The sequence below is a fragment of the Pseudonocardia sp. P-1 genome (assembly GCF_058111925.1).
In genome coordinates this window covers 4,307,981-4,331,957 of the sequence record NZ_CM176614.1, presented here as the reverse complement: position 1 = coordinate 4,331,957, position 23,977 = coordinate 4,307,981, and the positions used below count along the sequence as shown (strand labels likewise).

The 23,977-nt window shown below is 74.9% G+C and carries 24 protein-coding genes; 9 read left to right on the top strand and 15 right to left on the bottom strand.

Annotation, left to right across the window (positions count from 1 at the left end; translation table 11 throughout):
- Positions 1-135: 135 nt before the first annotated feature.
- From AC0GKK_RS21265 to AC0GKK_RS21255, 3 genes are all read right to left on the bottom strand, one after another.
- Positions 136-1,392 carry an MFS transporter gene (locus AC0GKK_RS21265; RefSeq protein WP_251784078.1) on the bottom strand — a complete coding sequence of 419 codons (1,257 nt, stop codon included), beginning with the start codon at positions 1,390-1,392 and terminating at the stop codon, positions 136-138.
- 43 nt (positions 1,393-1,435) lie between these two features.
- Positions 1,436-2,755, bottom strand: coding sequence for a glycosyltransferase family 87 protein (locus AC0GKK_RS21260; RefSeq protein ID WP_489882369.1), 1,320 nt, complete (start codon positions 2,753-2,755; stop codon positions 1,436-1,438).
- 117 nt (positions 2,756-2,872) lie between these two features.
- Entirely contained in the window at positions 2,873-3,820 is a 948-nt protein-coding gene (locus AC0GKK_RS21255) for a tetratricopeptide repeat protein (protein WP_489882368.1), read from the bottom strand.
- Between the two features lie 474 nt (positions 3,821-4,294).
- Between AC0GKK_RS21255 and AC0GKK_RS21250 the strand changes: the two genes are divergently transcribed.
- The gene (locus tag AC0GKK_RS21250; protein ID WP_062397308.1) at positions 4,295-4,540 is read left to right on the top strand and encodes a hypothetical protein; all 246 of its coding nucleotides are present in this window, start codon (positions 4,295-4,297) and stop codon (positions 4,538-4,540) included.
- A 163-nt stretch (positions 4,541-4,703) separates the two neighbouring features.
- On the opposite strand, the gene AC0GKK_RS21245 is transcribed toward AC0GKK_RS21250, so the two are convergent.
- Positions 4,704-5,507 (bottom strand): alpha/beta fold hydrolase, encoded by an 804-nt coding sequence (locus AC0GKK_RS21245; RefSeq protein ID WP_489882367.1) that lies wholly within the window; start codon positions 5,505-5,507, stop codon positions 4,704-4,706.
- The gene (locus AC0GKK_RS21240) at positions 5,504-5,818 is read right to left on the bottom strand and encodes a thiamine-binding protein (RefSeq protein ID WP_357436714.1); all 315 of its coding nucleotides are present in this window, start codon (positions 5,816-5,818) and stop codon (positions 5,504-5,506) included. The genes AC0GKK_RS21245 and AC0GKK_RS21240 overlap by 4 nt, the downstream gene beginning before the upstream one ends.
- A gap of 65 nt (positions 5,819-5,883) precedes the next feature.
- Between AC0GKK_RS21240 and AC0GKK_RS21235 the strand changes: the two genes are divergently transcribed.
- Positions 5,884-6,387: a MarR family winged helix-turn-helix transcriptional regulator gene (locus tag AC0GKK_RS21235; protein ID WP_357436720.1), complete on the top strand. Its 504-nt coding sequence runs from the start codon at positions 5,884-5,886 to the stop codon at positions 6,385-6,387.
- 10 nt (positions 6,388-6,397) lie between these two features.
- Here AC0GKK_RS21235 and AC0GKK_RS21230 read toward each other — a convergent pair whose 3' ends face one another.
- Positions 6,398-6,592, bottom strand: a complete 195-nt coding sequence (locus AC0GKK_RS21230) for a hypothetical protein (RefSeq protein WP_357436724.1) — start codon at positions 6,590-6,592, stop codon at positions 6,398-6,400.
- 84 nt (positions 6,593-6,676) lie between these two features.
- Between AC0GKK_RS21230 and AC0GKK_RS21225 the strand changes: the two genes are divergently transcribed.
- The gene (locus tag AC0GKK_RS21225; RefSeq protein WP_489882366.1) at positions 6,677-7,792 is read left to right on the top strand and encodes a hypothetical protein; all 1,116 of its coding nucleotides are present in this window, start codon (positions 6,677-6,679) and stop codon (positions 7,790-7,792) included.
- 13 nt (positions 7,793-7,805) lie between these two features.
- Here the strand turns inward: AC0GKK_RS21225 and meaB are convergent, their stop codons facing one another.
- Positions 7,806-8,798 (bottom strand): methylmalonyl Co-A mutase-associated GTPase MeaB, encoded by a 993-nt coding sequence (gene meaB, locus AC0GKK_RS21220; RefSeq protein ID WP_405415408.1) that lies wholly within the window; start codon positions 8,796-8,798, stop codon positions 7,806-7,808.
- A gap of 75 nt (positions 8,799-8,873) precedes the next feature.
- Entirely contained in the window at positions 8,874-10,061 is a 1,188-nt protein-coding gene (locus AC0GKK_RS21215; RefSeq protein ID WP_489882365.1) for an acetyl-CoA C-acetyltransferase, read from the bottom strand.
- Positions 10,062-10,199: 138 nt separating this feature from the next.
- Here AC0GKK_RS21215 and mce point away from each other — a divergent pair, with 138 nt between their 5' ends.
- Together mce and ccrA are read left to right on the top strand one after the other, a co-directional pair.
- Entirely contained in the window at positions 10,200-10,658 is a 459-nt protein-coding gene (mce, locus tag AC0GKK_RS21210; RefSeq protein WP_062397320.1) for a methylmalonyl-CoA epimerase, read from the top strand.
- Positions 10,659-10,847: 189 nt separating this feature from the next.
- Positions 10,848-12,179, top strand: a complete 1,332-nt coding sequence (ccrA, locus tag AC0GKK_RS21205) for a crotonyl-CoA carboxylase/reductase (RefSeq protein ID WP_489882364.1) — start codon at positions 10,848-10,850, stop codon at positions 12,177-12,179.
- A 91-nt stretch (positions 12,180-12,270) separates the two neighbouring features.
- Here ccrA and AC0GKK_RS21200 read toward each other — a convergent pair whose 3' ends face one another.
- The 5 genes from AC0GKK_RS21200 to nucS form a co-directional block, all read right to left on the bottom strand.
- Positions 12,271-13,029: a hypothetical protein gene (locus tag AC0GKK_RS21200; RefSeq protein WP_489882363.1), complete on the bottom strand. Its 759-nt coding sequence runs from the start codon at positions 13,027-13,029 to the stop codon at positions 12,271-12,273.
- 738 nt (positions 13,030-13,767) lie between these two features.
- Positions 13,768-14,004 carry an Rv1322 family protein gene (locus AC0GKK_RS21195; RefSeq protein WP_083474308.1) on the bottom strand — a complete coding sequence of 79 codons (237 nt, stop codon included), beginning with the start codon at positions 14,002-14,004 and terminating at the stop codon, positions 13,768-13,770.
- A 113-nt stretch (positions 14,005-14,117) separates the two neighbouring features.
- Positions 14,118-15,902 carry a 3-hydroxyacyl-CoA dehydrogenase family protein gene (locus AC0GKK_RS21190; protein WP_489882362.1) on the bottom strand — a complete coding sequence of 595 codons (1,785 nt, stop codon included), beginning with the start codon at positions 15,900-15,902 and terminating at the stop codon, positions 14,118-14,120.
- A gap of 140 nt (positions 15,903-16,042) precedes the next feature.
- Positions 16,043-17,575, bottom strand: coding sequence for an aldehyde dehydrogenase family protein (locus tag AC0GKK_RS21185; protein WP_374231396.1), 1,533 nt, complete (start codon positions 17,573-17,575; stop codon positions 16,043-16,045).
- 62 nt (positions 17,576-17,637) lie between these two features.
- On the bottom strand, positions 17,638-18,297 hold the full coding sequence (gene nucS / locus AC0GKK_RS21180) for an endonuclease NucS (protein ID WP_251784096.1): 660 nt from the start codon (positions 18,295-18,297) through the stop codon (positions 17,638-17,640).
- Positions 18,298-18,342: 45 nt separating this feature from the next.
- Between nucS and AC0GKK_RS21175 the strand changes: the two genes are divergently transcribed.
- Positions 18,343-18,879, top strand: a complete 537-nt coding sequence (locus AC0GKK_RS21175; RefSeq protein ID WP_455752482.1) for an NUDIX domain-containing protein — start codon at positions 18,343-18,345, stop codon at positions 18,877-18,879.
- 58 nt (positions 18,880-18,937) lie between these two features.
- On the opposite strand, the gene AC0GKK_RS21170 is transcribed toward AC0GKK_RS21175, so the two are convergent.
- Positions 18,938-20,176 carry a cytochrome P450 family protein gene (locus tag AC0GKK_RS21170; protein WP_489882361.1) on the bottom strand — a complete coding sequence of 413 codons (1,239 nt, stop codon included), beginning with the start codon at positions 20,174-20,176 and terminating at the stop codon, positions 18,938-18,940.
- Positions 20,177-20,205: 29 nt separating this feature from the next.
- Positions 20,206-20,925 (bottom strand): TetR/AcrR family transcriptional regulator, encoded by a 720-nt coding sequence (locus tag AC0GKK_RS21165; RefSeq protein ID WP_346105469.1) that lies wholly within the window; start codon positions 20,923-20,925, stop codon positions 20,206-20,208.
- 102 nt (positions 20,926-21,027) lie between these two features.
- On the opposite strand from AC0GKK_RS21165, the gene AC0GKK_RS21160 reads away from it, so the two are divergent.
- The 3 genes from AC0GKK_RS21160 to AC0GKK_RS21150 are packed head-to-tail and all read left to right on the top strand — an operon-like array spanning position 21,028 to position 23,961.
- Entirely contained in the window at positions 21,028-21,801 is a 774-nt protein-coding gene (locus tag AC0GKK_RS21160; protein WP_482638224.1) for an enoyl-CoA hydratase-related protein, read from the top strand.
- 23 nt (positions 21,802-21,824) lie between these two features.
- Positions 21,825-22,730 carry a transporter substrate-binding domain-containing protein gene (locus tag AC0GKK_RS21155; RefSeq protein WP_208824832.1) on the top strand — a complete coding sequence of 302 codons (906 nt, stop codon included), beginning with the start codon at positions 21,825-21,827 and terminating at the stop codon, positions 22,728-22,730.
- Between the two features lie 34 nt (positions 22,731-22,764).
- The gene (locus tag AC0GKK_RS21150) at positions 22,765-23,961 is read left to right on the top strand and encodes a hypothetical protein (protein WP_489882360.1); all 1,197 of its coding nucleotides are present in this window, start codon (positions 22,765-22,767) and stop codon (positions 23,959-23,961) included.
- The last annotated feature ends 16 nt before the right edge of the window (positions 23,962-23,977 follow it).

Below are 23,977 nucleotides of genomic sequence, written 5' to 3'. Positions count from 1 at the left end.
GCACCGGCGCGGTGGGGGCCGGCCGGGCTCGGTCGTCCCGTCACGGTGTCGTCCACCGGTGGTCGGTCGCCCCGGGCCGGTGGCCTGCTGGGGGATGGTTCGTCGTCGGGGCCGATCCACACGCGTGCCATCGGCTCACCCCGTCACGCGCCGGTCGCCGGGTACCGCCAGTACCGCCAGGGCCCCCAGCGCGGCGACCGCCCCGAACGCGAAGAAGCCCCACGGGTAGGCGAGGCCCGCGGTGAGCAGCACACCGCCGAGGAGGGGCCCGCAGATCGCGCCGAGCCGGCCGATCCCGCTGGCCGCCCCGAGCGCCGAGGCCCGGGCGTGGTCCGGGTAGTGCCGGCTGACGAACGCGTAGACGAGCACCTGCGAGCTGAACACGAACACGCCCGCGAGCAGGACGCTGACGTAGATCCCGCCGCCGGGCAGCGGCACCGCGAGCAGCGCCAGGAAGACCGCGCCCGCGGCGAACCAGCCGACCGTCGCCGTGCGCAGCCCGATCCGGTCGGCGACCCGGCCCGCGACGAGCAGACCGACGATCGCGCCGACGTTCAGTACGAGCAGCTGGGCCAGCGCCGCGTCGAGCCCGTACCCGGCGACCCGCATGATCTGCGGCAGCCAGGTGTTGAGGCCGTAGACCAGCAGCAGCCCCATGAACGAGGCGACCCAGAACGCCACCGACGAGCGCAGGTAGCCGTCGCGGACGAGCTGGGCGACCGGGTTGCGCGACCGCGGCCCGGCCGGTGCGGCCGTCGCGCGGGCCTCGGCGGGCAGCGTGTCCGGCAGGTACCGGGCCAGCAGCGGGACCAGCACGATCGCCGGGAGCGCGCCGAGCACGAACATGGGCCGCCAGCCCCAGACCGGGATGACCAGGATCCCGAGCAGCGAGGTCGCGACGGCGCCGACGTGGTAGCCGGTCATCAGGGTCGTGGTCGCGCTGCCGCCGCGCCCGGGCCTGCTGTGCTCGTTCACCATCGCCAGCGCCACCGGCAGCACCCCGCCCAGGCCGAGCCCGGCCAGGAAGCGCAGCGCGCCGAACGTCCACGGACCGGTCGCGACCGCGCACAGCAGCGTCAGCACGGAGAACGCGACGACGGTCGCCAGCATCGCCCGGCGCCGTCCGACGAGGTCGGCGAGCGGGCCCGCCGAGAGGGCGCCGGCCATCACACCGAGCAGCCCGGCGGTGGACACCAGCGACGCCGTCGCCGGGGTCAGGCCCCAGGCGGGCTCCTCCAGCAGCGACGGCAGCACGACGCCGAGCACCACCAGGTCGAAGCCCTCGAGCGCCACCGCCGCCCAGCACAGTGGGGCCACCCAGCCCCCGTGGCGGACGGCGTCGGGGGCGGTGGTGGGTCCGCGGGCGGGGTCGGGCCGTGACGTCTGCGCCATCCGGGAGCCTCCTTGCGTCTCGGGTGGCGCGGAGTCTGGACCGTCAGGCCGGTGCGCGGGCCGACTCTTCCGCAGAGCGGAAGGACCCGCCGGGAACCGGTCCGGTCGCCGGACGCAGCAGCGACCACCAGGTCACCAGGAGCACCGCCGTGTAGAGCGCCCGCCCGAGCGGGGTCGCCCAGCCGCCGTCGGCCCACAGGTCCGACCAGCTCACCGGGACGACGGCGAGACACCCGACCGCGACGACGACCCGGCGGCGGGTGTCCCCCGCCTCCCCGGACGCGACGAGCGCCAGCAGCCCGGGCACGAGCAGCAGCAGGTAGTTGTGCCAGGCGATCGGCGCGGCCAGCAGACCGGTGGCGAGCACCGCGAACAGCGCCGTCCCGCCCGGGTCGGTGCCCGCGGCCGGGCCCGCTCCGTACCGGCGGGTACGCCGCCCGAGGTGGACGAGCGTGCCGACCGCGACCCCCGCGCCCACGAGGGTCCCGACGACGGTCGGGATCCCCCAGCGCAGCGCCTGGCCCGGGAGCGACGCGTTGTCCGGGGTGGGGCCGACCGGCTCGGCCAGCGCCATCGCCAGCCACTGGAACGCCGTCGGCCACCCGGCGACGGCGACGCCGACGAGCGTCGCGACCGCCGCGGCGGCGATCCCGGCCGCGAACGGCCGCCACCGGGCCTGCACGGCGGGGAGCAGCAGCACCGGCGCGAGCGAGGGCTTGAGGGCGACCGTCACGCCGTAGCAGGCGGCGGCCAGCAGCGGGTGCCCGCGCCGTTCGGCGACCCAGCCCGCGGTCAGCCCGGCCAGCAGCAGCGGATAGATCTGGCCCAGCAGCAGCGTCCCGTGCAGCGGCGACGACGCCAGCACCACCACGAGCGCGCCGGTCGTCCAGCGGCGGCCCAGCCGCAGCTCCCGGCAGACCAGCAGCACCGACCCGGCGACGAGCAGCACCGACAGCGCCGTCAGCAGCCGGTAGCCGCTGACCGGGTCGAGCAGGGCCAGCGGCGCGAGCAGCACCGACAGCAGCGGCGGGTTGAGGTTGTGCAGGCGGGCGCCGGTGTCGTAGATCGCGGCGCTGCCCGGGCCGTGCCGGACCAGCGCGTACGCCGAGGCCCGGAAGGTGTCGAAGTCGACGTGCATCCGCGCGATGTCGGTCGCCGGGATCCAACGCAGCAACGGCGGGCCGCCCAGCAGGAACAGCAGTGCCGCGGTCACCAGCGCGGCGACGGCGACGACCGGCGCCACCGGACGGGCGAGGCGGTGCACGGCGGCGCGCACCGTGCGCGCCCGTCGCGCCGTCCGCCCGGTCCACCCCGTCCGCACGGGGTCCGCCGCGGCGGGGCCCGGCCGGAGGTCCGCGGTCATTGCGTGTCCCGCCGACCGGCCGATGCCGACCCGGTCCTCGTGGGCACCGTCTCCGGCGGCCGCGGGGTCCGCAGGCGGACCTCCGGCGGCCGGTGGGTCATCGGGGCGGGGTCCGGCTCAGAACAGGGCGCGGGCGAGCGCGCGCCGGGCCGTGGCGACCCGCGGGTCGTCGGCCGGGAAGAGCTCGAAGAGCCCGACGAGGTGCCCGCGGGCCCGGTCACGGTCCTCGCCCCCGGTCCGGGCGACGGTGCCGACCAGCCGGGTGAAGGCGGCCTCGACCCGGTCGGCGGCCAGCTCGGCGTCGGCCGCGGCGAGCTGGGCGTCGACGTCGTCGGGCGCGGCGTCGGCCCGCTCGATCGACGACGGGTCGGCCTGCTCGGCGCGGGCGAGGAAGCGGACCTGCGCCAGCGCCGCCTTCGCCTGCTCGTTGGCGGGCTCGGTGTCGAGGATCGCGGTGTAGGCGGCCTCGGCGGCGGCGTAGTCACCCTGTTCCAGGGCGTCCTCGGCGGCGGTGAAGCGCGGGTCCTCGGGCTCCTCGACGGGCTCGTCCGAACCGGCCGCGGCCGCCCGGCGCTCCCCCTCGGCGATGGCGGGCATCCGGTCGCGCAGCGCGTCGAGCAGGGACTTCACCCACTCGGCGACCCGGTCCCCGGGGATCGCGCCGTTGACCGCGTCGACCGGCTGACCGCCGACGAGCACGACCAGCATCGGGACCTGCTGCACGCCGAAGGCCTGGGCGACCCGGGGCTGGGTGTCGATGTCGACCCGGGCCAGGCGCCAGGCGCCGCCGCCGGTCGAGGCGAGCCGCTCCAGCTCGGCCGACAGCTGCTCCTCGCGCGGATAACGGCTGGCCCACAGCTCGACGACGACCGGGACCTGCAGCGACGGCTCGAGGACCTCGTTCTGGAAGCCCTGCTCGGTCGCGTCGACGACCCACGAGCCGTCGCCCCCTCCGGGCGCGGGCGGAGCACCCGCGCCGCCGCCGGACGGGGCGGGACGGTTCGCCGCATCGGCACGGGCCTTCAGCCCGGAGAGGTCGACCGCCCCGGCCATGGCCGAGGACATCGCCGCACGCTGGGCCGCCTGACGAGGATCTGGGCGAGACACGCCGTCCATCCTGGCACGTCCGGGTGTCCGGCGTGACACGCCCCGCCCGGTGACACGCGCCCCCGCGCGACCCGTGCGCCACCGGCCGGTCGGCGTCATCCCCTCGCCGGCTCGGGCCCTCGTCCGCTCCCGGCCCGTCCCCTCCCCACCCCGGGCGACGCTGCTCCGTCCGGCCGCCCCTGCGCCGTTCGGTCGCCGGCCCGGCCCCCGGTACCGGGCCGCACGGCCGACGGCGGGGACGACGGCGCTCCCACGATCACCGGACCGGCGGAGCAACACCGGGCGTCGTCACTCGTTGAACACCCTGCAGGGACTCGATGCTGACTCTGCGTGACCGCGGCGGGGCGTTCCCCCGGTTGCCCCACCCCGCGGTTCCCTTCCCCGACAGAACGACCGCCGGCACCCCGGCGCACAACGGAGGGCTCCAACCCGATGAGCAACATGCAGACGACCGACAAGCCGACCCTGGCCTACGCGTCGCTGGCGCTGGGCATCATCGCGATCGCCGCGTTCCTCGTCCCGATCGCCGCCTGGATCCTGGGTGCCGCGGGCCTGGTCACCGGCTTCCTCGCCTACCGCAAGCCGGGCATGGCCAAGCTCGCCCAGATCGGCATGACCGTCAGCTTCGTCGGCATCCTCGCCGGCGTGTACTACTTCTCGACGATCATGGCGGGCTGACGACGGCTCTCCTCGCGGTACGCCGCGACGACGACACGGCCTCCGGACCCGGTCCGGACGCCCGACGGCCGGTGACGGGTCTCCCGTCACCGGCCGTCGTCGTCCCGGCCACCGGCGCTCCGGTGACCCCGCCCCGGTGCGCGTCGGCCGGCAGGGCCCGTCGTCAGGCCGGCGCGGCGAGCCCGGCCAGCAGCTCCGCCGTCTCCTCCGGCCGGGTGAGCATCGGGAAGTGCCCGCCCGCGAGCTCCACGAGCCGCGCGCCGACCCGGTCCGCCTCCCGCCGTCCCGCGACGGGGCTGACGACCCGGTCCTCCGCGCACACCACCGACACCGTCGGCACCGCGGGCCACGACGACACCGGGCACGGCTCGGCGAGCAGCGACCAGTCCTGCGGGCGCAGCTCCGCCGCCGCGTCCGCGACCACGGCCCGACCGTCGCGTCCCGCCGCGTCGAGCTCGTCGGCGACGCCCCGGTAGAGCCCGTCGGCGACGGCCCGTGCGTCCGGCCAGTACGTGCTGACCCCCGGGCCGCGACGGATCTCGGCGTCGTAGCCGGCGACCATCAGGTCGCGCTCGGCACGCATCCGGTCCCGGTAGGGACGACCCGGCTCGGGGACGAGCGCCGCGACCAGGACCAGCGCCCGGACGCGGTCGGCGATCCGGCCGGCGGCCGCGGTGGCCACGAGGCCGCCGAGCGAGTGGCCGACCAGCACGAGCGGCGGACCGTCGCCCCGGTGACCGGGCCCGCCCGGCCCGTCGCCGGCCCCGGACAGGACCGCGCCGACGAGCTCGGCGTGGCCGACCCCCGGCTCGTCGGACGGGAGGTCCGGCGCGACCGCCGCCACACCCCGGGCCGCCAGTGCCTCGGCCACCGGCGCCCACGACACCCCGCGGTGCCAGGCGCCGTGGACCAGCACGACCCGTGCCGGACCGGGTCCCCCGGCCCCCGGTCCGGCCGGGGCGCTCACGCGCCGCCCCCGCGCAGGTGCTCCTCGACCCGCTCCACCTTGGCCCGCAGCTGCCCCTGGTACCCGGGCCGGATGTCGGCCTTGAGGACCAGGCTGACCCGCGGCGACACGGCGGTGACGGCCTCGACGGCGCGCTTGACCACCGCCATCCCCTCGTCCCAGGTCTCGGACTCGATCGTGGTGAACATCGAGGTGGTCTCGTTCGGCAGGCCGGACTCGCGGACCACCCGGACGGCCTCGGCGACGGCCGCACCGACGCTGCCGTCCCCGGAGTCCGATCCGGACGGGGCGATGCTGAAGGCGAAGAGCATGCCGACACCGTGCCACGCCCGGCGTACGGAACGGATCCGGTCACGGCACTTGCTAGCGTCGGGCCATGGCATCCCGCGGGTCGCTCCCCTTCGACCCGATCCAGCGTGCGGCCGAGCTCTGGGAGGAGCGGGTCGGCCCCGCGCGCACGATGGCGACGGTCACCAGCGTGATGCGGGTGCAGCAGATCCTGCTCTCCGCCGTCGACACGGCGCTGCGGCCGCACGGGCTGACCTTCGCCCGCTACGAGGCCCTGGTGCTGCTGGACTTCGCGCGCCGCGGCAGCCTCCCGATGCGGGTGATGGGCGAGCGCCTGCAGCTGCACCCGACGAGCGTGACCAACATCGTCGACCGCCTGCAGGGCGACGACCTCGTCCGGCGGATGCCGCACCCCACCGACCGCCGCGCCACCCTGGTCGAGCTGACCACCGAGGGGCGCGCCCGGCTGGAGAAGGCCACGGCCGCGGTGACCGGCATCGACTTCGGCCTGTCCGGGCTGGACCCGGCGGAGGAGGAGCAGCTGACCGCGCTGCTGCGCTCGGTGCGCCGCGCCGCCGGCGACTTCGCCTGATCCGCGCACCTCAGCCGGCCCGTCTCCGCCGTCCCGGCCCGCCCGGTGGCGGACCGCCGTGTCCCGGGCCGCGCCAGCTGCGCATCACCGATCCGCGGGGCGGCCGGGGCCACAGCATCCGCCGCACCGCGGCCCGCCCGGCCAGCGCTCCGCTGAGGCCGGACAGACCCACGCACGCCAGGTAGTCGATGAGGTCCACGGGCACGCTCCGGAGGATTCGGGGGTGGTGGTGACACGGGTTGCGTCAACGGTGTTGACCCTACGACGGGGCACCGACAGAATCGGTCGCGTGCACGCTCCACTGCCCTCTGCCGACCGGCCCTCCCCCGCCCGGCCCGGTACCGGCGCGGCGCTGCGGGCGGCGCGCGACCGGCGGGGCTGGTCCCAGTCCGAGGCGGCCCGCGCGCTGGCCGCGCTCGTCGCCGGGAGCGGCGGCACCGCGCGGGCCGCGAGCCTGAAGACCCAGCTGTCGCGCTGGGAGAACGGCCACGCCGTCCCGGACGCCACGCACCGCGCGCTCCTGGCCGAGCTGTACGACAGCACCCCCGCCGGGCTCGGCCTCGCCGACGCGACCGGACCGGACCCCCTCGACGGGGCGGCGCGGCTGCGTGCGGCGCTGGAGCGGGCCGCCGTCGGGGAGGAGGAGCTGGACCTGCTGCGCGCCCAGTGGGCCGCCACCACCGCGCTGGACGACCGGCTGGGCACGGCCGCCGCCCACGACGCGGTGGCCGCCGTGGTCGCCCAGCTGCGCGAGCCGGCCGCGCACGCGCGGGACCCGCGCCGGGTGCGGGCGCTCACCGGGCTGCTGGCCGCGGCCGCGCTGCGGCTCGGGGACCAGGAACGCGACCGTGCCGCCCCGGACCGGGCGTGGGCGGCCTACGTCGAGGCGGAGTCCGCCGCCCTGCGAGCCGGTGACCCGGGGACCGCGGACGAGGCCCGGCACCGGCGGGAGCGGCTGCTGGCCGAGCTGCCGGCCGTCGACGCGCAGGACGGTGCTCCGGATCCGGCCGGACCGCACGGCGCCACCGGACGGCGCGCGGCCACCTCGACGGGCGCCGCCGGGCCCGGGGACGAGACCGGGGACGAGACCGGGCACAGCGGCGAGACCGGGCACAGCGGCGGGACCGGGGACAGCGGCGGGACCGGACGGGCCGGCCCCGGGCCCTGCCCGACCGTCGACGTCCACACCGCGCCCGGGTGGCTCACCGTCGCCGACGGCCCGCCGCAGAGGCCGGTCCGCGAGCGCACCGACCTCGCCCTGGACGAGGTGCTCACCGCCCTGCGCGACGGCGACGGCCCCGCCGCGCGGGCCGCCCACGCCCGGGCCCGGGCACTCGCCCTGCGCAGCGGGTCGCAGCGCGTCCTCGACCGGCTCGCGACGCTGCCCGGGGCCACGCCCCCCTGACCGGGGTACCGGCTCAGCCCGACTGTTCCAGCAGCTCGTCGGCGGCGGCCCACGGGTCCAGCTCGCCGCCCAGCACCCGCTCGGTGAGGGTGTCGAGCGCGTCGCCGCCACGCACCCGTTCCATCCGGGCCCGGACCTGTTCCATCCCGATGCCCTCGATCTCGCGGCGCGCCCGCTCGCGGCGCCGCCGTTCCCGTTCACCGGACTTCTCGGCCCAGGCGAGGTGCTCGTCGAGGGCGTCGGCGACGGCCCCGATCCCCTCCGAGCGGGACGCGACTGTCGAGAGCACCGGCGGCTCCCACGGCTCGGCGCCGATGCTCGTTCCGCCTGCGCTCCTCTCGGCACCGTCCGGCGTGCGCAGGTGCAGCATGTTCCGCAGCTCGCGCACCGTGCGGCGGGCCCCCTCGCGGTCGGCCTTGTTGACCACGAAGACGTCGCCGATCTCCAGGATCCCGGCCTTGGCCGCCTGGATGCCGTCGCCCATCCCGGGCGCGAGCAGCACGACGGTGCTGTCGGCGAGCCCGACGATCTCCACCTCGGACTGCCCGACACCGACGGTCTCGATCAGCACGACGTCGCAGCCCGCCGCGTCGAGTACCCGCAGGGCCTGCGGCGTCGCCCAGGACAGCCCGCCCAGGTGCCCGCGGGTGGCCATCGACCGGATGAAGACGCCGTCGTCGTCGGCGTGGTCGCCCATCCGCACCCGGTCGCCCAGCAGCGCCCCGCCGCTGAACGGTGAGGACGGGTCCACCGCCAGCACCCCGACCCGGCGTCCGCGCGTCCGCAGCTCGGTGACCAGCGCCGACGTCGACGTCGACTTGCCCACCCCCGGGGACCCGGTCAGCCCGACGACGTGCGCGCGCCCGGTGTGCGGCGACAGCGCCGCCGACACCTCCCGCAGCTGCGGGCCGGCGTTCTCCACCATCGAGATGAGCCGGGCGACGGCGAGCTGTTCGCCGCGGCGGGCGCGTTCCACCAGGTCGCGGGGGTCCGGCGGTCCGGGCACGGTCGGCCTCCTTGTCGGGGGGCGGATGCACGTCGGCCCCCGCCGAGGCGGGGGCCGACGTGGACTACACGGAGATCAGGCCTTGGGGACGCGCACGATCAGCGCGTCGCCCTGGCCACCGCCGCCGCACAGCGCGGCCGCACCGACGCCGCCGCCGCGCGCCTTGAGCGCGAGCGCCAGGTGCAGCGCGATCCGCGCGCCGGACATGCCGATCGGGTGGCCGAGGGCGATGGCGCCGCCGTCGACGTTCACCTTCTCCTCGTCGATGCCGAGCTTGCGGGCGGAGACGATACCGACCGCGGCGAACGCCTCGTTGATCTCGATGAGGTCGAGGTCGGCGGGCTGGATGCCCTCCTTCTCGCACGCCTTGGCGATCGCGTTCGCGGGCTGCTCGTGCAGCGAGGCGTCCGGACCGGCGACGACGCCGTGCGCGCCGATCTCGGCGATCCAGTCCAGGCCCAGCTCCTCGGCCTTGGCCTTGCTCATCACGACCACGGCGGCCGCGCCGTCGGAGATCTGCGAGGCCGACCCCGCGGTGATGGTGCCGTCGGCGGCGAAGGCGGGCCGGAGCTTGCCCAGGCCCTCGGCGGTGGTGTCGCCGCGCACGCCCTCGTCGGTCGAGAAGACGACCGGGTCGCCCTTGCGCTGCGGGATCTCGACCGGGGCGATCTCCTGGTCGAACGTGCCGTCCTGCGCGGCGCGGGCGGCGCGCTGGTGCGAGCGGGCGGAGAAGGCGTCCTGCTCCTCGCGGGTCAGGCCGTAGCGCTCGTTGTACTTCTCGGTGGAGGCGCCCATCGCGACCTGGTCGAACGCGCAGAACAGACCGTCGTAGGCCATGTGGTCGGTGAGGGTGGCGTCACCGAACTTGGTGCCCTCGCGGGACTTGGTGAGCAGGTGCGGGGCCTGGGTCATCGACTCCTGGCCACCGGCGACGACGATGTCGAACTCGCCGGCGCGGATGAGCTGGTCGGCCAGCGCGATGGCGTCGACACCGGACAGGCAGACCTTGTTGATGGTCAGCGCCGGGACGTCCATCGGGATGCCGGCCTCGACGGCGGCCTGACGCGCCGGGATCTGTCCCGCGCCGGCGGTGAGGACCTGCCCCATGATCGTGTACTGGACCTGGTCGGGGGCCACACCGGCGGGCTCGAGCGCGGCCTTGATGGCCACGCCGCCCAGCTGGGCCCCGGAGAAGCCCTTCAGGGAGCCGAGCAGACGGCCCATCGGGGTGCGGGCGCCGGCGACGATCACGGTTCCGGACACGGGGTCCTCCATCAGGCTTCGTTGTCAGGTGGGCCGCCACCATACCCACGGCCACGACCCGTCCGGACGCACCGAACGGTGGGGGTGACCAGTGGCACAGGCACCTACCGACGAGTAGAACCGGTAGCTTCTGCCCCCATGACGACAACCGAGGACGCCCTGTCGCCGCTGGTCGTGGCCGTGGACCACGTGGGCATCGCGGTGCCCGACCTGGACGAGGCCATCCGCTGGTACGCGGAGAACCTGGGCCTGGTCGCGGTGCACACCGAGACCAACACCGAGCAGGGCGTGCGCGAGGCCATGCTCGGGGCGCCCGGCGAGGCGGCCGGCGCCACGAAGGTGCAGCTGCTCGCCCCGCTGAACGAGGACTCGACGATCGCGAAGTTCATCGGCCGCAACGGCCCGGGGCTGCAGCAGGTCGCCTACCGGGTCACCGACGTCGCCGCCGCGGCGGACGCGCTGCGGGCGAAGGGCCTGCGCCTGCTCTACGACGCCCCCCGCCGCGGCACGTCGAACTCGAAGGTCAACTTCGTGCACCCGAAGGACGCCGGCGGGGTGCTGGTCGAGCTCGTCGAGCCGGCCGCGGACGCGCACTGACGGACGACGCACGACCCCGTCCCGAAGGACAGTACGGACGTCCGGTGGGGTGCATCACGAAGCGCACTTCGGGTATCACCCTCACCGGCGACCTACGGTTAAGATACTACGCAGTAACTTGCGGTATCCCAAGCATCATCGGGTGAGCCCACCCGACTCCCCTGACAACGTCGCCATCGGAGGCCAGCAGTGAAGGACATCCGCGACGCCATCCTCGCCGGACGGTTCACCGACGTCGGAGGCCTGGAGGTGCCCGAGCACTACCAGGGCGTCACCGTCCGCGCCGAGGACGCGGACATGTTCGAGGGTCTGACCACCAAGGAGAAGGACCCGCGCAAGAGCCTGCGCGTCGAGGACGTCCCGGTCCCCGAGCTCGGCCCCGGTGAGGCGCTCGTGGCCGTCATGGCCAGCGCGATCAACTACAACACCGTCTGGACCTCGATCTTCGAGCCGGTCTCGACGTTCAGCTTCCTCAAGCGCTACGGCAAGCTCTCGCCGCTGGCCAAGCGGCACGACCTGCCCTACCACGTGGTCGGCTCCGACCTCGCCGGCGTCGTCGTGCGGACCGGGCCGGGCGTGAACAGCTGGAAGCCGGGCGACCAGGTCGTCGCGCACTGCCTCTCGGTCGAGCTGGAGAGCCCGGACGGGCACTCCGACACGATGATGGACCCGGAGCAGCGCATCTGGGGCTTCGAGACCAACTTCGGCGGCCTCGCCGAGCTGGCCCTGGTCAAGTCCAACCAGCTGATGCCGAAGCCGGACCACCTCACCTGGGAGGAGGCCGCGTCCCCGGGCCTGGTCAACTCCACCGCCTACCGCCAGCTGGTGTCGAAGAACGGCGCCGACATGAAGCAGGGCGACGTCGTGCTGATCTGGGGCGCCTCCGGCGGCCTCGGCTCCTACGCCACCCAGTTCGCCCTCAACGGCGGCGCCACCCCGATCTGCGTCGTCTCCTCGGAGGAGAAGGCCCAGATCTGCCGCGACATGGGCGCGGAGCTGGTCATCGACCGCAACGCCGAGGGCTACAAGTTCTGGAAGGACGAGACCACCCAGGACCCGAAGGAGTGGAAGCGGCTCGGCGCGAAGATCCGCGAGCTCACCGGCGGCGAGGACCCCGACATCGTCTTCGAGCACCCGGGCCGCGAGACCTTCGGCGCCTCGGTCTACGTCACCCGCAAGGGCGGCCAGATCGTCACCTGCGCCTCGACCTCGGGCTACATGCACGAGTTCGACAACCGCTACCTGTGGATGAACCTCAAGCGGATCGTCGGCTCGCACTTCGCGAACTACCGCGAGGCCTACGAGGCCAACCGGCTCGTCGCCAAGGGCATGATCCACCCGACGCTGTCGCGGGTGTACCCGCTGACCGAGACCGGCCAGGCCGCCAACGACGTCAAGCAGAACCTCCACCAGGGCAAGGTCGGCGTGCTCGCGCTGGCTCCCGAGGAGGGCCTCGGTGTCACGAACCCGGAGAAGCGCGAGAAGCACCTGCCCGGCATCAACCGGTTCCGGGGCGTCTGACCCCCGATCGGTCGTCCGGAGGCCCCGTCCGTGTCACACGGACGGGGCCTCTGTCCATAGCGGGGTGAACCCCGTGACCCTCGGTGCGAACTCACGGCTGTGGAACGTCGGCGACGGTACGGTGAATGACATGGCCGGTGACCACGATGTGCCCGTACCCCGGACCGGTTTCTCGATCGCGCGCCGCGGCTACGACCAGGCGCAGGTCGACAGCCACCTGCGCCGGCTCGACGCCGAGGTGCGCATGCTGGCGGCCGACCGTGACGCGGCGGTCGCCCAGAACACCCGGCTGAGCCGCGAGCTCGACGACGCCCGTACCCGCGCCGAGGCCATGCAGCAGCAGGTCAACCGGCTCGCCGGCCCGCCGCAGAGCGTGCAGGGCATGAGCGAGCGGCTCCGGTCGATGCTGCGTCTCGCCGAGGACGAGGTCGCCGAGATGCACGCCGCGGCGGACCGCGAGATCGCCGAGAAGCGCCGCCGGGCCGAGGAGCACGCCCGCACCGTCGTCGAGGACGCGCGCGTCCGGGCCGAGCAGACCCTCGCGCAGGCCGAGGCCACGGCCGCGGAGGCCGCGCACCGGTCCGCCGAGCGGGAGCGCACCGTCGAGGAGAAGCAGTCCCGCGTCGAGCGGGAGCTGGCCGCGCTGCGTGAGCGCACCGAGGCCGAGCTCGCCGAGCGGCGACGCGTCACCGAGGCCGAACTGGCCGAGCAGCGCACGACGACCGAGCGCGACCTCGCCGAGCAGCGCAGCTCCACCGAGCGCGAGCTCACCGAGGCCGAGCGCACCGTCACCGCCCGGATCACCCGCGCCGACACCGAGGCCCGGGAGAACCGCGAGCAGGTCGAGCACGACTTCCGGATCGCGATGGACCAGCGCCGTACCGAGGCGCTGACCTCGCTGTTCGCCGAGCGCGACGCGCTCGAGGCCGACATCTCGCGCCGTGAGCGCGAGGCCGCGGAGCGGATCCGCCGCGACCTGGACCAGGCCCGTACCGACGGCGAGAAGATCCGGTCCGACGCCCGCCGGGACGCCGAGGAGACCACCTCCGCCGCCCAGCGCCGCGTCGAGCAGCTCATCGGGCTGCGCGCCCGGGTCGCCGAGCAGCTGCGTGGCGCGCGGTCGCTCATCGAGTCCGGCGTCGACGACCTCGATGCGGGCCCGGCCCTGGCCGACCTGCCCGCCGACGGGCCGCCCGCGGGGCAGGCCCCCGTCGAGCAGCCCGCGGCCGGGACCGCCGAGCCGCCGACCACCGTGGCTCCCACGGCGCCGGGCGCGGCCGACACCCCCCGAGCACGCCCCGCACGGTCGAGGAGGCCGTCGCGGCGACGGAGCGCCGGTCCGCCGCCGCGGGGAGCGAGCCGGAGCCCCCGGCCGGGCCGACGGGCAGCGGGAGCTCCGGGTCCGGCCGCCCCCGGCCCTCGCCGCGGGCCCGCAGCAGCTACGGCGGCAGCAAGCGCACCGCACGCACCCGCTGAGCGGGACCCGTCCGCGCGGCGCGGTACGGCCGGGAACCGGCCCCGCGCGGCGCGGGGCCGCCGGGAACCGCACCGCGCCGCTCGGTACCGCCGGGAACCGGCACCGCGCCGCTCAGTGCCGCCGGAAGCCCGCCCGCCGACGGTCGCGCGCGTTCCAGCACGGCAGGTGCCAGTGCCGCCGCTCCTCGACCCCGCGGCCGTCCTCGGCGGGCCAGGTCACCACGTGCGGCATCCCCGAGGGCAGCAGCTGGTCGCAGCCGGGGCACCGGTAGTGCTTCACGGTGGTGCCGCCCGGCACCCGGCGGACGTAGTGCTCGCCGTCGCGGCCGCTCTCCAGGTCGGTCGTCATGCCGCTGCCCAGCGGTGGCGCGACGGGACGGCCCCGACCCCGTTCCGAGGGGCGGGGCCGTCGTGCACGCCGTCCTGCCATGCCCCCCAGTGTCCCAGGGGTGCCGGGATCCCTCAGCGCTTGGTGTAGTCCCGGAACCCGTGACCGGTCTTGCGCCCGAGCCGGCCCGCGGTGACCAGGTGCTCCAGCAGCGGCGCGGGGGCGAACCCGGCCTGGTGGAACTCGGCGTAGAGGGACTTCTCGATCGCCAGCGACACGTCGAGCCCGACGACGTCGAGCAGCTCGAACGGGCCCATCGGCAGCGCGCAGCCGGTCTTCATGGCGGCGTCGATGTCGTCGGCGGTCGCGTAGTGCGCCTCCAGCATCTTGACCGCGTCGTTCAGGTACGGGAACAGCAGCGCGTTGACGATGAACCCGGCCCGGTCACCGCAGCTGACCGGGACCTTCTTCAGCTTCTGGCACACGTCGAGGATCGTGGCGGCCACATCGCGCGAGGTGCCGATCGTGGACACCACCTCGACCAGCTTCATCACCGGTGCGGGGTTGAAGAAGTGCATGCCGATCACGTCGCCGGGGCGGCTCGTGACCGCGGCGCACTCGACGACGGGCAGCGAGGACGTCGTCGTCGCCAGGATCGCGCCCGGCTTGCAGATCTCGTCGAGCGCGCCGAACATCGCCCGCTTGACGTCGAGCTCCTCGGCGACGGCCTCGACGACGAGGTCGACCTCGGCCATGTCCTTCAGCGCGGTGGTGCCGCTGATCCGGGCGAGGACGGCGTCGCGACCCGCCTCGTCCAGCTTGCCGCGGGCGACCGCCTTGTCCAGGGACTTGCGCACCAGCGCGACCGAGCCCTCGACCTTGGAGTCGCTGCGCCCGCGGACGACGACGTCGTAGCCGGCCTTGGCGAACACCTCGACGATGCCCGAGGCCATGGTGCCGGTGCCGATCACGCCGACCCGCTGCACGTCGCGCAGGGTCACGTCGTCGGGCACGGCCGAGGCGGGGGTCTCGCCGTCGGCGACGACGGTGGAGCTGTGCGGGGCGGAGTAGGTGTAGAAGCCGCGCCCGGTCTTCCGGCCGAGCAGCCCGGCGGTGATCATCTGCTTGAACACCGGGTTCGGCGCGTGCATCAGGTTGCGCGACTCGCCGTACATCGTCTCGAGGATCTCGTAGGCGGTGTCCAGGCCGATGAGGTCGAGCAGGGCCAGCGGACCCATCGGGTAGCCGCAGCCGTAGCGCATGCCGGCGTCGAGGTCCTCGCGGCTGGCGTAGCGCTCGGCGTACATCTTCGCCGCGTGGTTCAGGTAGCCGAACAGCAGCGCGTTGGCGATGAAGCCGGCGCGGTCGCCGATGACGACCGGGACCTTGCCGAGGGAGTCGGCGAACGCCTGGACGTCGGAGATGACGTCGGGCTCGGTGACGACGGTCCGCACGACCTCGACCAGCTTCTGCACCGGTGCCGGGTTGAAGAAGTGCATCCCGACGACCTTGCCGGGGCGGGTGGTGCGCACGGCCAGCTCGGTGACCGACAGCGACGAGGTGTTCGAGGCGAGGATGGTGTCCTCGGCGACGACCTTGTCGACCTCGGCCAGCAGCGCGGTCTTGGCGTCCAGGCTCTCCGGGATGGCCTCGACGACCAGCTGCGCCGGCGCCAGGTCGGCCAGGGTGGTGGTGACGGTGATGCGACCGAGGAGCTCGTCCGCCTGCTCCCGGGTGAGCTTGCCGCGCTCGATGGCGCGGTCGGTCGAGGCCGTCAGGTGGGCCCGGCCGCGCTCTCCCGACGCCTCGTCCACCTCGACGGCGACCACGTCGAGACCGTTGCGGGCGAAGACCTCGACGATGCCCGCCCCCATCGTGCCGAGGCCGACCACTCCGACGGTCCGGAACTCACGTGTCACGCTGCAACCTCCTGGTTCGACAACCCTGTCTTCCGCGTCGTCGCGCATCCTGTCATCCAGCGGTGCTACCAGTGGGTAACATGCGACCAGGACCACCCCGACGTGCGGGAACGGTCCTGGTCGTCGGGTGAGGGGGTCCCTCAGCGCCCGTGGCGGGCCTTGACGATCCCGACCAGCGTCTGCATCGTGCGCGCGGTCCGCCGGAAGCTGGTGACGACGATCGGCATCCCGAACCGCTGCCGGGCGATCGACTGGGCGCGGGTGAACTCGCGCAGGCCGTCGGCGCCGTGGATGCGTCCGAAGCCGGACTCCCCCACCCCGCCGAAGGGCAGCGACGGGATCCCGGCGAAGGAGATCACGCCGTTGATCGAGACCATCCCGCAGCGGAGCCGCTCGGCGATCTGCTCGCCGTGCTTCGCGGAGAACACGGTCGCGCCGAGGCCGTAGCCGGTGGCGTTGGCGCGGCGGACCGCCTCGTCGACGTCGGGCACCCGGTTGACCACGACCAGCGGGCCGAAGGTCTCCTCGGTGACCGCGACGGAGTCCTCGGGCACGTCGGCGATGACGACCGGCGAGATCGACCCGCCCTGGGCGGGCACCGAGTCGGCGCCGCCGACGATCGCGCGGCCACCGCGCTCCAGGGCGTCGGTGACGTGCCGGCGCACGATCTCGGTCTGCGACGGCATCGTCATCGGCCCGAGGTCACCCTCGTTCGTGGCCGTGCCGACCTGCAGCTTCGACGCCGAGGCCCGCACCTTCTCCAGGAACCGGCCCGCGACGGACTCGACGACGTAGACCCGCTCCACCCCGACGCAGGTCTGGCCCGCGTTGGACATCCCGCCCCAGACGGCGGCGTCCGCGGCGGCGTCGAGGTCGGCGTCGGCGTCGACGATCAGCGGGTCCTTGCCGCCGCACTCCATGAGCACCGGAACCAGGTTCTCCGCGCAGGAGGCCATCACCCGGCGGCCGGTCGCGGCGGACCCGGTGAACGCGATCTTGCCGACGCCGGGGGCGCGGCACAGCTCGGCGCCGGTCGGCCCGAACCCGGTGACGACGGTCAGCAGCGGGTGGCGGCCCACCTCGGGAACGGCCTCGGCGAGCGTGCGGGCGATCTCGTGCCCGACGCCCGGGGTCAGCTCCGAGGGCTTGAACACCACGGTGTTGCCGGCGGCCAGCGCGTAGGCGATCGAGCCCATCGGGGTGAAGATCGGGTAGTTCCACGGCCCGATGACGCCGACGACGCCCAGCGGTCGGTACGCCACCGACGCCGCCTGATTCGCCATCAGCAGGCCCGGGGACACCGAACGCTTCCCGAGCACCTTCGCGGCGTTGGCCGAGGCCCAGTCCAGGTGGTCGATGGCGAGCACGACCTCGAGGCGGGCGTCGTCGAGCGGCTTGCCGGTCTCGGCGGCGACGACACCGGCAACCCGGTCGAGCTGCGCGACCAGCACCTTCTTCCAGGCCGCGAGCCGGCGACGGCGCTCGGCGAACCCGAGCCCGTCCCACCACACCCCGGCCTCGCCGGCGTCGCGGACGGCGGCACGCACGTGCTCGCCGTCGTGGACGGGGTAGCGGGCGAGCTCCTCCCCGGTGCGCGGGGAGAGGGACGCGAAGTCCCCCGAGGCGGGCACGGCGGCGGTCGTGCGGGCGGAGTCAGCGGCGGTGGCACTCACGCGGTCAGGCTAGACGCCGTGGCAGGGCCCGGCCGGGCCTGCGCTGGCCCGGCGGGGCCGCCTCAGAACAGGAGCAGGTCGTCGCGCGCCATCCCGCGCAGCGCGTCGTAGTCGACGGTCACGCAGCGGATCCCGCGGTCGACGGCCAGCGTGCGGGCCTGCGGCTTGATCTGCTGGGCCGCGAACACCCCGTGCACCGGCGCGAGCAGCGGGTCGCGGTTCATCAGCTCCAGGTACCGGGTGAGCTGCTCGACGCCGTCGATCTCGCCGCGGCGCTTCACCTCGACCGCGACGTGCGCGCCGTTCCCGTCGCGCAGCAGCAGGTCGACCGGGCCGACGGCGGTCATGTACTCGCGGCGGACCAGCGTGTGGCCCTCCCCGAAGGTCTCCGGGTGCGCGGCGAGCAGCTCCTGCAGGTGCGCCTCGACGCCGTCCTTGACCAGGCCGGGATCGACACCGAGCTCGTGGCTGGAGTCGTGCAGCACCTCGTCGATGGTGATGACCAGCGACTCGTCGGCCTTGTTCCGCACCGTCCACACGCCGGGCTCCTCGGTGAGCCAGCACGGTGGCGACATCCAGTTGAGCGGCTTGTAGGCGCGGTCGTCGGCGTGGATGCTCACCGAGCCGTCCCGCTTGACCAGCAGCAGACGGAGGGCCATGGGCAGGTGGGCGGTCAGCCGTCCGACGTAGTCCACCTGGCAGCGGGCGATGACGAGACGCACCCGGCTCACTGTAAGGCCGGGTGGATGGATCATCCTGGGCGGGTGATCGAGCAGACCTCGAGCCGCCGGGTGTACGCCAACGACTGGATGACCGTCCGGGAGGACGGCATCCGGCGTGCCGACGGCACCCGGGGGATCTACGGCGTCGTCGACAAGCCCACCTACGCCCTGGTGATCCCCCGCGACGACGACGGCCGTCTGCACCTGGTCGAGCAGTACCGCTACCCGGTGGGCGGCCGCCGCTGGGAGTTCCCGGCGGGCACCGCGCCCGACCGGGCCGACGTGGACCCGGCCGAGCTGGCGGTGCGCGAACTCGTCGAGGAGACCGGGCTGGCCGCGGCGCGGATGACCCTGCTCGGCACGCTGGACTGCGCGCCGGGCATGTCCAGCCAGCGCGGTCACGTCTACCTCGCGACCGGGCTGACCGCGGGCCCGCCGCGCCGCGAGCACTCCGAGCAGGACATGCGCGCCGCCTGGTTCACCCCGGACGGGTTCGAGGCGATGGTCCGCCGCGGCGAGCTGACCGACGCCCAGTCGCTCGCCGCCTGGGCGCTGCTGATCCTGCACGACGCGCGGGCATGATCGGCGGGAGTGGAGCGCAGGACGCAGTGCACTGCCCTCGACGCTCCACTCCCGGCGATCACCCGGTGAGCACCGGCAGCGCCGCCACCCGGCTGAACCCGGGACGGGGCAGCCAGGTGACCTCCGCGGCCGGCACGGCGAGCCGCAGGCCGGGGAAGCGTTCGAACAGCATCCGGAAGGCCACCTCGCCCTCCTGCCGGGCCAGCGCGGCACCCAGGCAGTAGTGCGCGCCCTGCCCGAACCCGAGGTGTCCGTCGCCCCGCCCGGTCTCCCGGGCGAGGTCGAGCTCGTCGGGCCGGTCGTAGGCGCGCGGGTCGTGGTTGGCCGGCAGCAGCCCGGCGATGACCGGGGTCCCGGCGGGCACGACGGTGCCGCCCAGCTCGACGTCGACGGTCGGGTACCGGAACTGGGTGAACTGCACCGGGCCGCGGGCGCGCATCAGTTCGTGCACCGCGCCCGGCCAGCCCGCCGGGTCGGCCCGCAGCGCGGCGAGCTGGTCCGGGGCGCCCAGCAGCGCCAGCACGCCGTTGGTGACCAGGTGCGCCGTCGTCTCGTGCCCGGCCATGACGATCGCGAAGATCATCGTGACTATCTCGCGGTCCGAGAGGCGGTCGCCGTCGTCGTCCTGGGCGGAGATCAGGGCGCTGACCAGGTCGTCGGCGGGCTCGGCCCGGCGGGCGTCGATGAGGGCGTGCACGTGGGCGATCGCCGCCCGCAGCGCGGGCCCGGTCCGCTCGCGGTCCATCGTGGTCAGCACCGCGCCCCATTCGTGCCACTGCGGGCGCTCGGGCCCGGGCACCCCGACGAGCTCGCAGATCACGGTGATCGGCAGCGGGTAGGCCAGCGCCTCCACCAGGTCCACCGGCGCGCCACCGGCCCCGGCGGCGGCCACGTCGTCGAGCAGGGCGGCGGTGATCTCCTCCACCCGCGGGCGCAGCGCCGCCACCCGCTTCACCGTGAACGCGCGCGACACGAGCTTGCGCAGCCGGGTGTGCTCGTCGCCGTCGACGGTGAGGATGGTGCGCACCAGGTAGCCCGCGACGTCGTCGGGCACCCCCATCGTCGCCATGATCTTCTCGCGGATGTCCGGCCCGCCCGCGAGCGCCGGATCGGTCACGAACCGCGGGTCGGTCAGGACCGTGCGGACGTCGTCGTAGCGGGTGACGAGCACGGCGGGCGGGCTGCCCAGCATCGTCACGGTGGTGGTGGGCGCCTGCTCGCGCATCCGCCCGTAGGCGGTGTACGGGTCGGCGGTGACGGCCGGGTCCATCAGGTCCACGGCACTCGGTGCGGCCATCTCGGGGATCCTCTCCTCGCGCGCCCGGGTCAGCGGACGCGACGTCTCCACTCGTCGTCGATGTGGGCGACCAGTGGCCGGTACAGCGCGGCGACCTCCCCCGCGAGGTCCGCGGCGCGGGACGCGGGGGCGGGCCCGGCGAGCTGCCGGGCCAGGCCGTGCTCGATCAGTGCGGCGGTGCGCGCCGGGCCGGCCGGGGCGAACGCGCTCCCGGTGCCCTCGGCGAGGAAGTACCCCCAGGTCACCGCGCCCCAGGCGTGGATCTGCTCGTCGGCGGCGATGTCGTCGTCGACCAGGCGGGCCGCGCGCAGCAGCCGGAAGTGCTCGCGCACCACGGCGTCGCGGCGGCGCCCGAGCTCCCCGAGGGTCCCCGCGGCCTCGTGCGCGAGCCGGCCGAGCACCTCGGTGTCGCCGAGGTAGAGCACCCGGGCGACCTCGTCGGCGCGCAGCCGCTCGTAGAGCACGCGCGACATCCCCCAGGGCAGGGCGACGACGTGCTCGGCGAGCATCCGGTCGGCCAGCTCGGCGAACAGCCGCCGCTGCGACCGCAGCAGCACGGTGAGGAACAGCGCGTCCTTGCTGCGGACGTGCAGGTAGACGGTGCCCTTCCCGACGCCGGCGCGGCGCGCGACGTCCTCCACCGTGACCCGCCGGTAGCCCTGGCGGACCAGCAGCTCGGCCGCCGCGTCGAGCACCCGTTCCATCCGCGCCAGGTCCGCCCCGTCCCCGGCCGGCACCACTGCCGTCACGCCACCTCCCGACCTCGTGACCGGATCTACGAATCCGGTCATGCGGTCAGGCTAGCCCCGACGGGTCTCGGCGTCGAGGGTTTTCCGGGCTACCGTCGACCCATGCCCGACTACGAGCACCTGCTGGTCAAGCAGGACGGCGACACGGTCCGGATCACGATGAACCGCCCGCAGCGACGCAACTCCCTCACCGAGGACCACCTGCGCGAGCTGCTGGACGCCTTCGAGAGCGCCGGACGCAGCGACGCGACCGGGATCGTGCTCGCCGGGGAGGGCAAGGCCTTCTCCTCGGGCCACGACTTCGGCGACGTCGCCGCCCGCGACCTGGCGGGGGTCCGCTCCCTGCTGCGGCTGTGCACGACGGTCATGCGCACCGTGCAGGAGGTGCCGCAGGTCGTGATCGCCCGGGTCCACGCGACGGCCTGGGCCGCGGGCTGCCAGCTCGTCGCGTCCTGCGACCTCGCCGTCGCCGCGGAGTCCGCGACGTTCGCGCTGCCCGGCGGCAAGGGCGGCTGGTTCTGCCACACCCCGGCCGTCCCGGTCGCGCGGAACATCGGACGCAAGCGGCTGATGGAGCTGGCCCTGACCGGGGACCCGGTCGACGCGGCCACCGCCGCCGACTGGGGCCTGATCAACTACGCCGTTCCCGACGGCGACCTCGACGCCCGCGTGGACGAGCTGCTCGCCCGTGCGACCCGGGGCAGCAGGCTGTCCAAGGCCGTCGGCAAGCAGACCCTCTACGCCCAGCTCGACCGTCCCGAGGCCGACGCCTACGGTGTCGCGGCCGAGGTCATGGCGTCGATGTCGCAGTCCGGGGGCGCCCGCGAGGGCATGGCGTCGTTCCTGGAGAAGCGGGCCCCGGAGTGGACCGACTGATCGACACCTAGGCTCGCGGGACCATGCAGATCCGCACCACCACCCGGCTGAGCCGGCGGCGCCTGCTGGGGGCGGCCGCCGCCCTCGGCGGGACGGCGCTGGCTGGGCCGCTGCTGGGCGGCTGCGGGGGGCCGTCGGACCCGCTGTCCCGGCTCCGAGCCGGCGGCGACGTCGTCGTCGGGCTGTCCGGGGAGCGCCCGTTCGGCTACACCGACGGCTCCGGCCGGGCCACCGGGGAGAGCCCGGAGGTGGCCCGCGCGGTGGTCACCGACCTCGGCGGCAGCGGCTTGGCCGCGGTCCAGACGAGGTTCGACCAGCTCGTCCCCGGCCTGCTCGACGGCCGCTTCGACGTCATCGCGGTCGGGCTGACGATCACCGCGCTGCGCTGCCAGCAGGTCGCGTTCTCCCGCCCCGACTACGTGGCGGGTACCGGCCTGGTGGTCCCGGCCGGGAACCCGCTGGGCGTCGCGACACTGGCCGGGGTCCGCCGGTCCGGGGCGACGCTGGCGGTGCTCGACGGCAGCGCCGAGCAGGAGTACGCGCTCGCGGCCGGCATCCGGGCCGAGCACATCGTCACCGTCGACTCGCAGGGCGCGCTGGTGCGCGAGGTCGCGAACGGCGGTGCGCAGGTGGGGGCGCTCACCCGCATCTCGCTGCTCGACGAGGTCCGCCGCAACGCGGGCATCGGTCTGGAGGTGACCGCCGCGTTCGCCCCCGAGGTGGCGGGACGACCGGTCGTCGGGGCAGGGGCGTTCGCGTTCCGCCCCGCCGACGGTGCCTTCCGCGACGAGTTCGACCGCGGGCTCACCGCGCTGCAGGACTCCGGGCGCTGGCTGGAGCTCGCCGCGCCGTTCGGGTTCACCGCGGCGAACCTGCCGCCACGCGACCTCACCGTCGACGAGCTCTGCGCCCGCACCCCCGACTCCTGAGCCGCGCGGCCGCCGGACTGGAATGATCCGGGCCATGGCGCTGCGCATCGCGGGTATCGACGTTCCCGGCCCGTCCGACCTGCTCTCCGGCGCGGCCTCCGTGGTCGAGGCGACCGGCGACCTCGCCGGGACCGTCGCCGGGCTGCCCGCCCGGGCCGGGGAACTGCTGGAGGAGGTCGGCTCGCTGGTCGGCCGGATCGGCACGATCGCGACCCGCGCCGAGCAGCTGCTCGACCGGGTGGACGGCGTCGTCGACCGGGCCGAGGGGCTGATCGGGACCGTCGACACCGTCGCCGGGGAGGCGACCGGGCTCGTGGCCCGGGTCCGCCCGGTCGCGGAGCAGGCCGAGGCGCTCGTCGCCCGGGTCACCGGCGTCGCGGGGAACGCGGAGGAGCTGGTCGCGCGGGTCACCGGCGTCGCCGGGAACGCCGAGGAGCTGGTCGGACGGGTCACCGGCGTCGCCGGGAACGCCGAGGAGCTGGTCGCGCGGGTCGGCGGGGTCGCCGACGAGGCCGACACCCTGGTCCGCAAGGTCACCACCGTGTCCGAGCAGGCCGACGGCCTGGTCCGCCGGGTCACCACCGTCTCCGACGAGGCGGGCGAGCTCGTCCGGCGCGTCACCACGGTGTCGGAGGAGGCGGGCGACCTGGTCCGGCGGGTCACCACGGTCTCGCAGAACGCCGAGGGCATCGTCGAGCAGGTGTCGGTGGTCACCGGGAACGCGAGCGGGCTGCTCGCGCGGGTCGACACCGTCACCGGCGAGGCGGGCGGGCTCATCCGGACCGTCGGCGAGATCAGCGAGCGCGCCGGCGGCCTCATCGGGCAGGTCGAGACCGTCACCACCGACGCGACCGGTGTCGTCACCGCGGCGAAGGCGGTGTCCGACCGGGCGGGCGAGGTCGTCGGGCAGGCCGCGGGCGCCAGCGAGCAGGCCGGTGAGCTGCTGGACCTCTACGGCCCGCTGGCCCGCCGGGCGGCCCCGCTGGCCCAGCGCTTCGTCGACGAGCTCTCCGAGGAGGAGGTGCGCGCCGCGATCCGGCTGGTGGACCAGCTGCCGAAGTTCACCGAGCACATGGAGGAGGACATCATGCCGATCCTCACGACGCTCGACCGTGTCGGACCGGACGTGCACGAGCTCCTGGACGTGCTCAAGGAGGTCCGGCAGGCGATCATCGGGATCCCCGGCTTCAAGCTGCTGAGCCGCCGGGGCAGTGAGAAGGACGAGAGCTGACCCACCGGGAGGACGG

Coding starts and splice junctions, on each gene's coding strand:
- AC0GKK_RS21265 (WP_251784078.1), bottom strand. CDS start 1,392: ATGGCGCAGACGTCACGGCCCGACCCCGCCCGCGGACCCACCACCGCC.
- AC0GKK_RS21260 (WP_489882369.1), bottom strand. CDS start 2,755: ATGACCGCGGACCTCCGGCCGGGCCCCGCCGCGGCGGACCCCGTGCGG.
- AC0GKK_RS21255 (WP_489882368.1), bottom strand. CDS start 3,820: ATGTCCTCGGCCATGGCCGGGGCGGTCGACCTCTCCGGGCTGAAGGCC.
- AC0GKK_RS21250 (WP_062397308.1), top strand. CDS start 4,295: ATGAGCAACATGCAGACGACCGACAAGCCGACCCTGGCCTACGCGTCG.
- AC0GKK_RS21240 (WP_357436714.1), bottom strand. CDS start 5,818: ATGCTCTTCGCCTTCAGCATCGCCCCGTCCGGATCGGACTCCGGGGAC.
- AC0GKK_RS21235 (WP_357436720.1), top strand. CDS start 5,884: ATGGCATCCCGCGGGTCGCTCCCCTTCGACCCGATCCAGCGTGCGGCC.
- mce (WP_062397320.1), top strand. CDS start 10,200: ATGACGACAACCGAGGACGCCCTGTCGCCGCTGGTCGTGGCCGTGGAC.
- AC0GKK_RS21195 (WP_083474308.1), bottom strand. CDS start 14,004: ATGACGACCGACCTGGAGAGCGGCCGCGACGGCGAGCACTACGTCCGC.
- AC0GKK_RS21170 (WP_489882361.1), bottom strand. CDS start 20,176: ATGGCCGCACCGAGTGCCGTGGACCTGATGGACCCGGCCGTCACCGCC.
- AC0GKK_RS21160 (WP_482638224.1), top strand. CDS start 21,028: ATGCCCGACTACGAGCACCTGCTGGTCAAGCAGGACGGCGACACGGTC.
- AC0GKK_RS21155 (WP_208824832.1), top strand. CDS start 21,825: ATGCAGATCCGCACCACCACCCGGCTGAGCCGGCGGCGCCTGCTGGGG.
- AC0GKK_RS21150 (WP_489882360.1), top strand. CDS start 22,765: ATGGCGCTGCGCATCGCGGGTATCGACGTTCCCGGCCCGTCCGACCTG.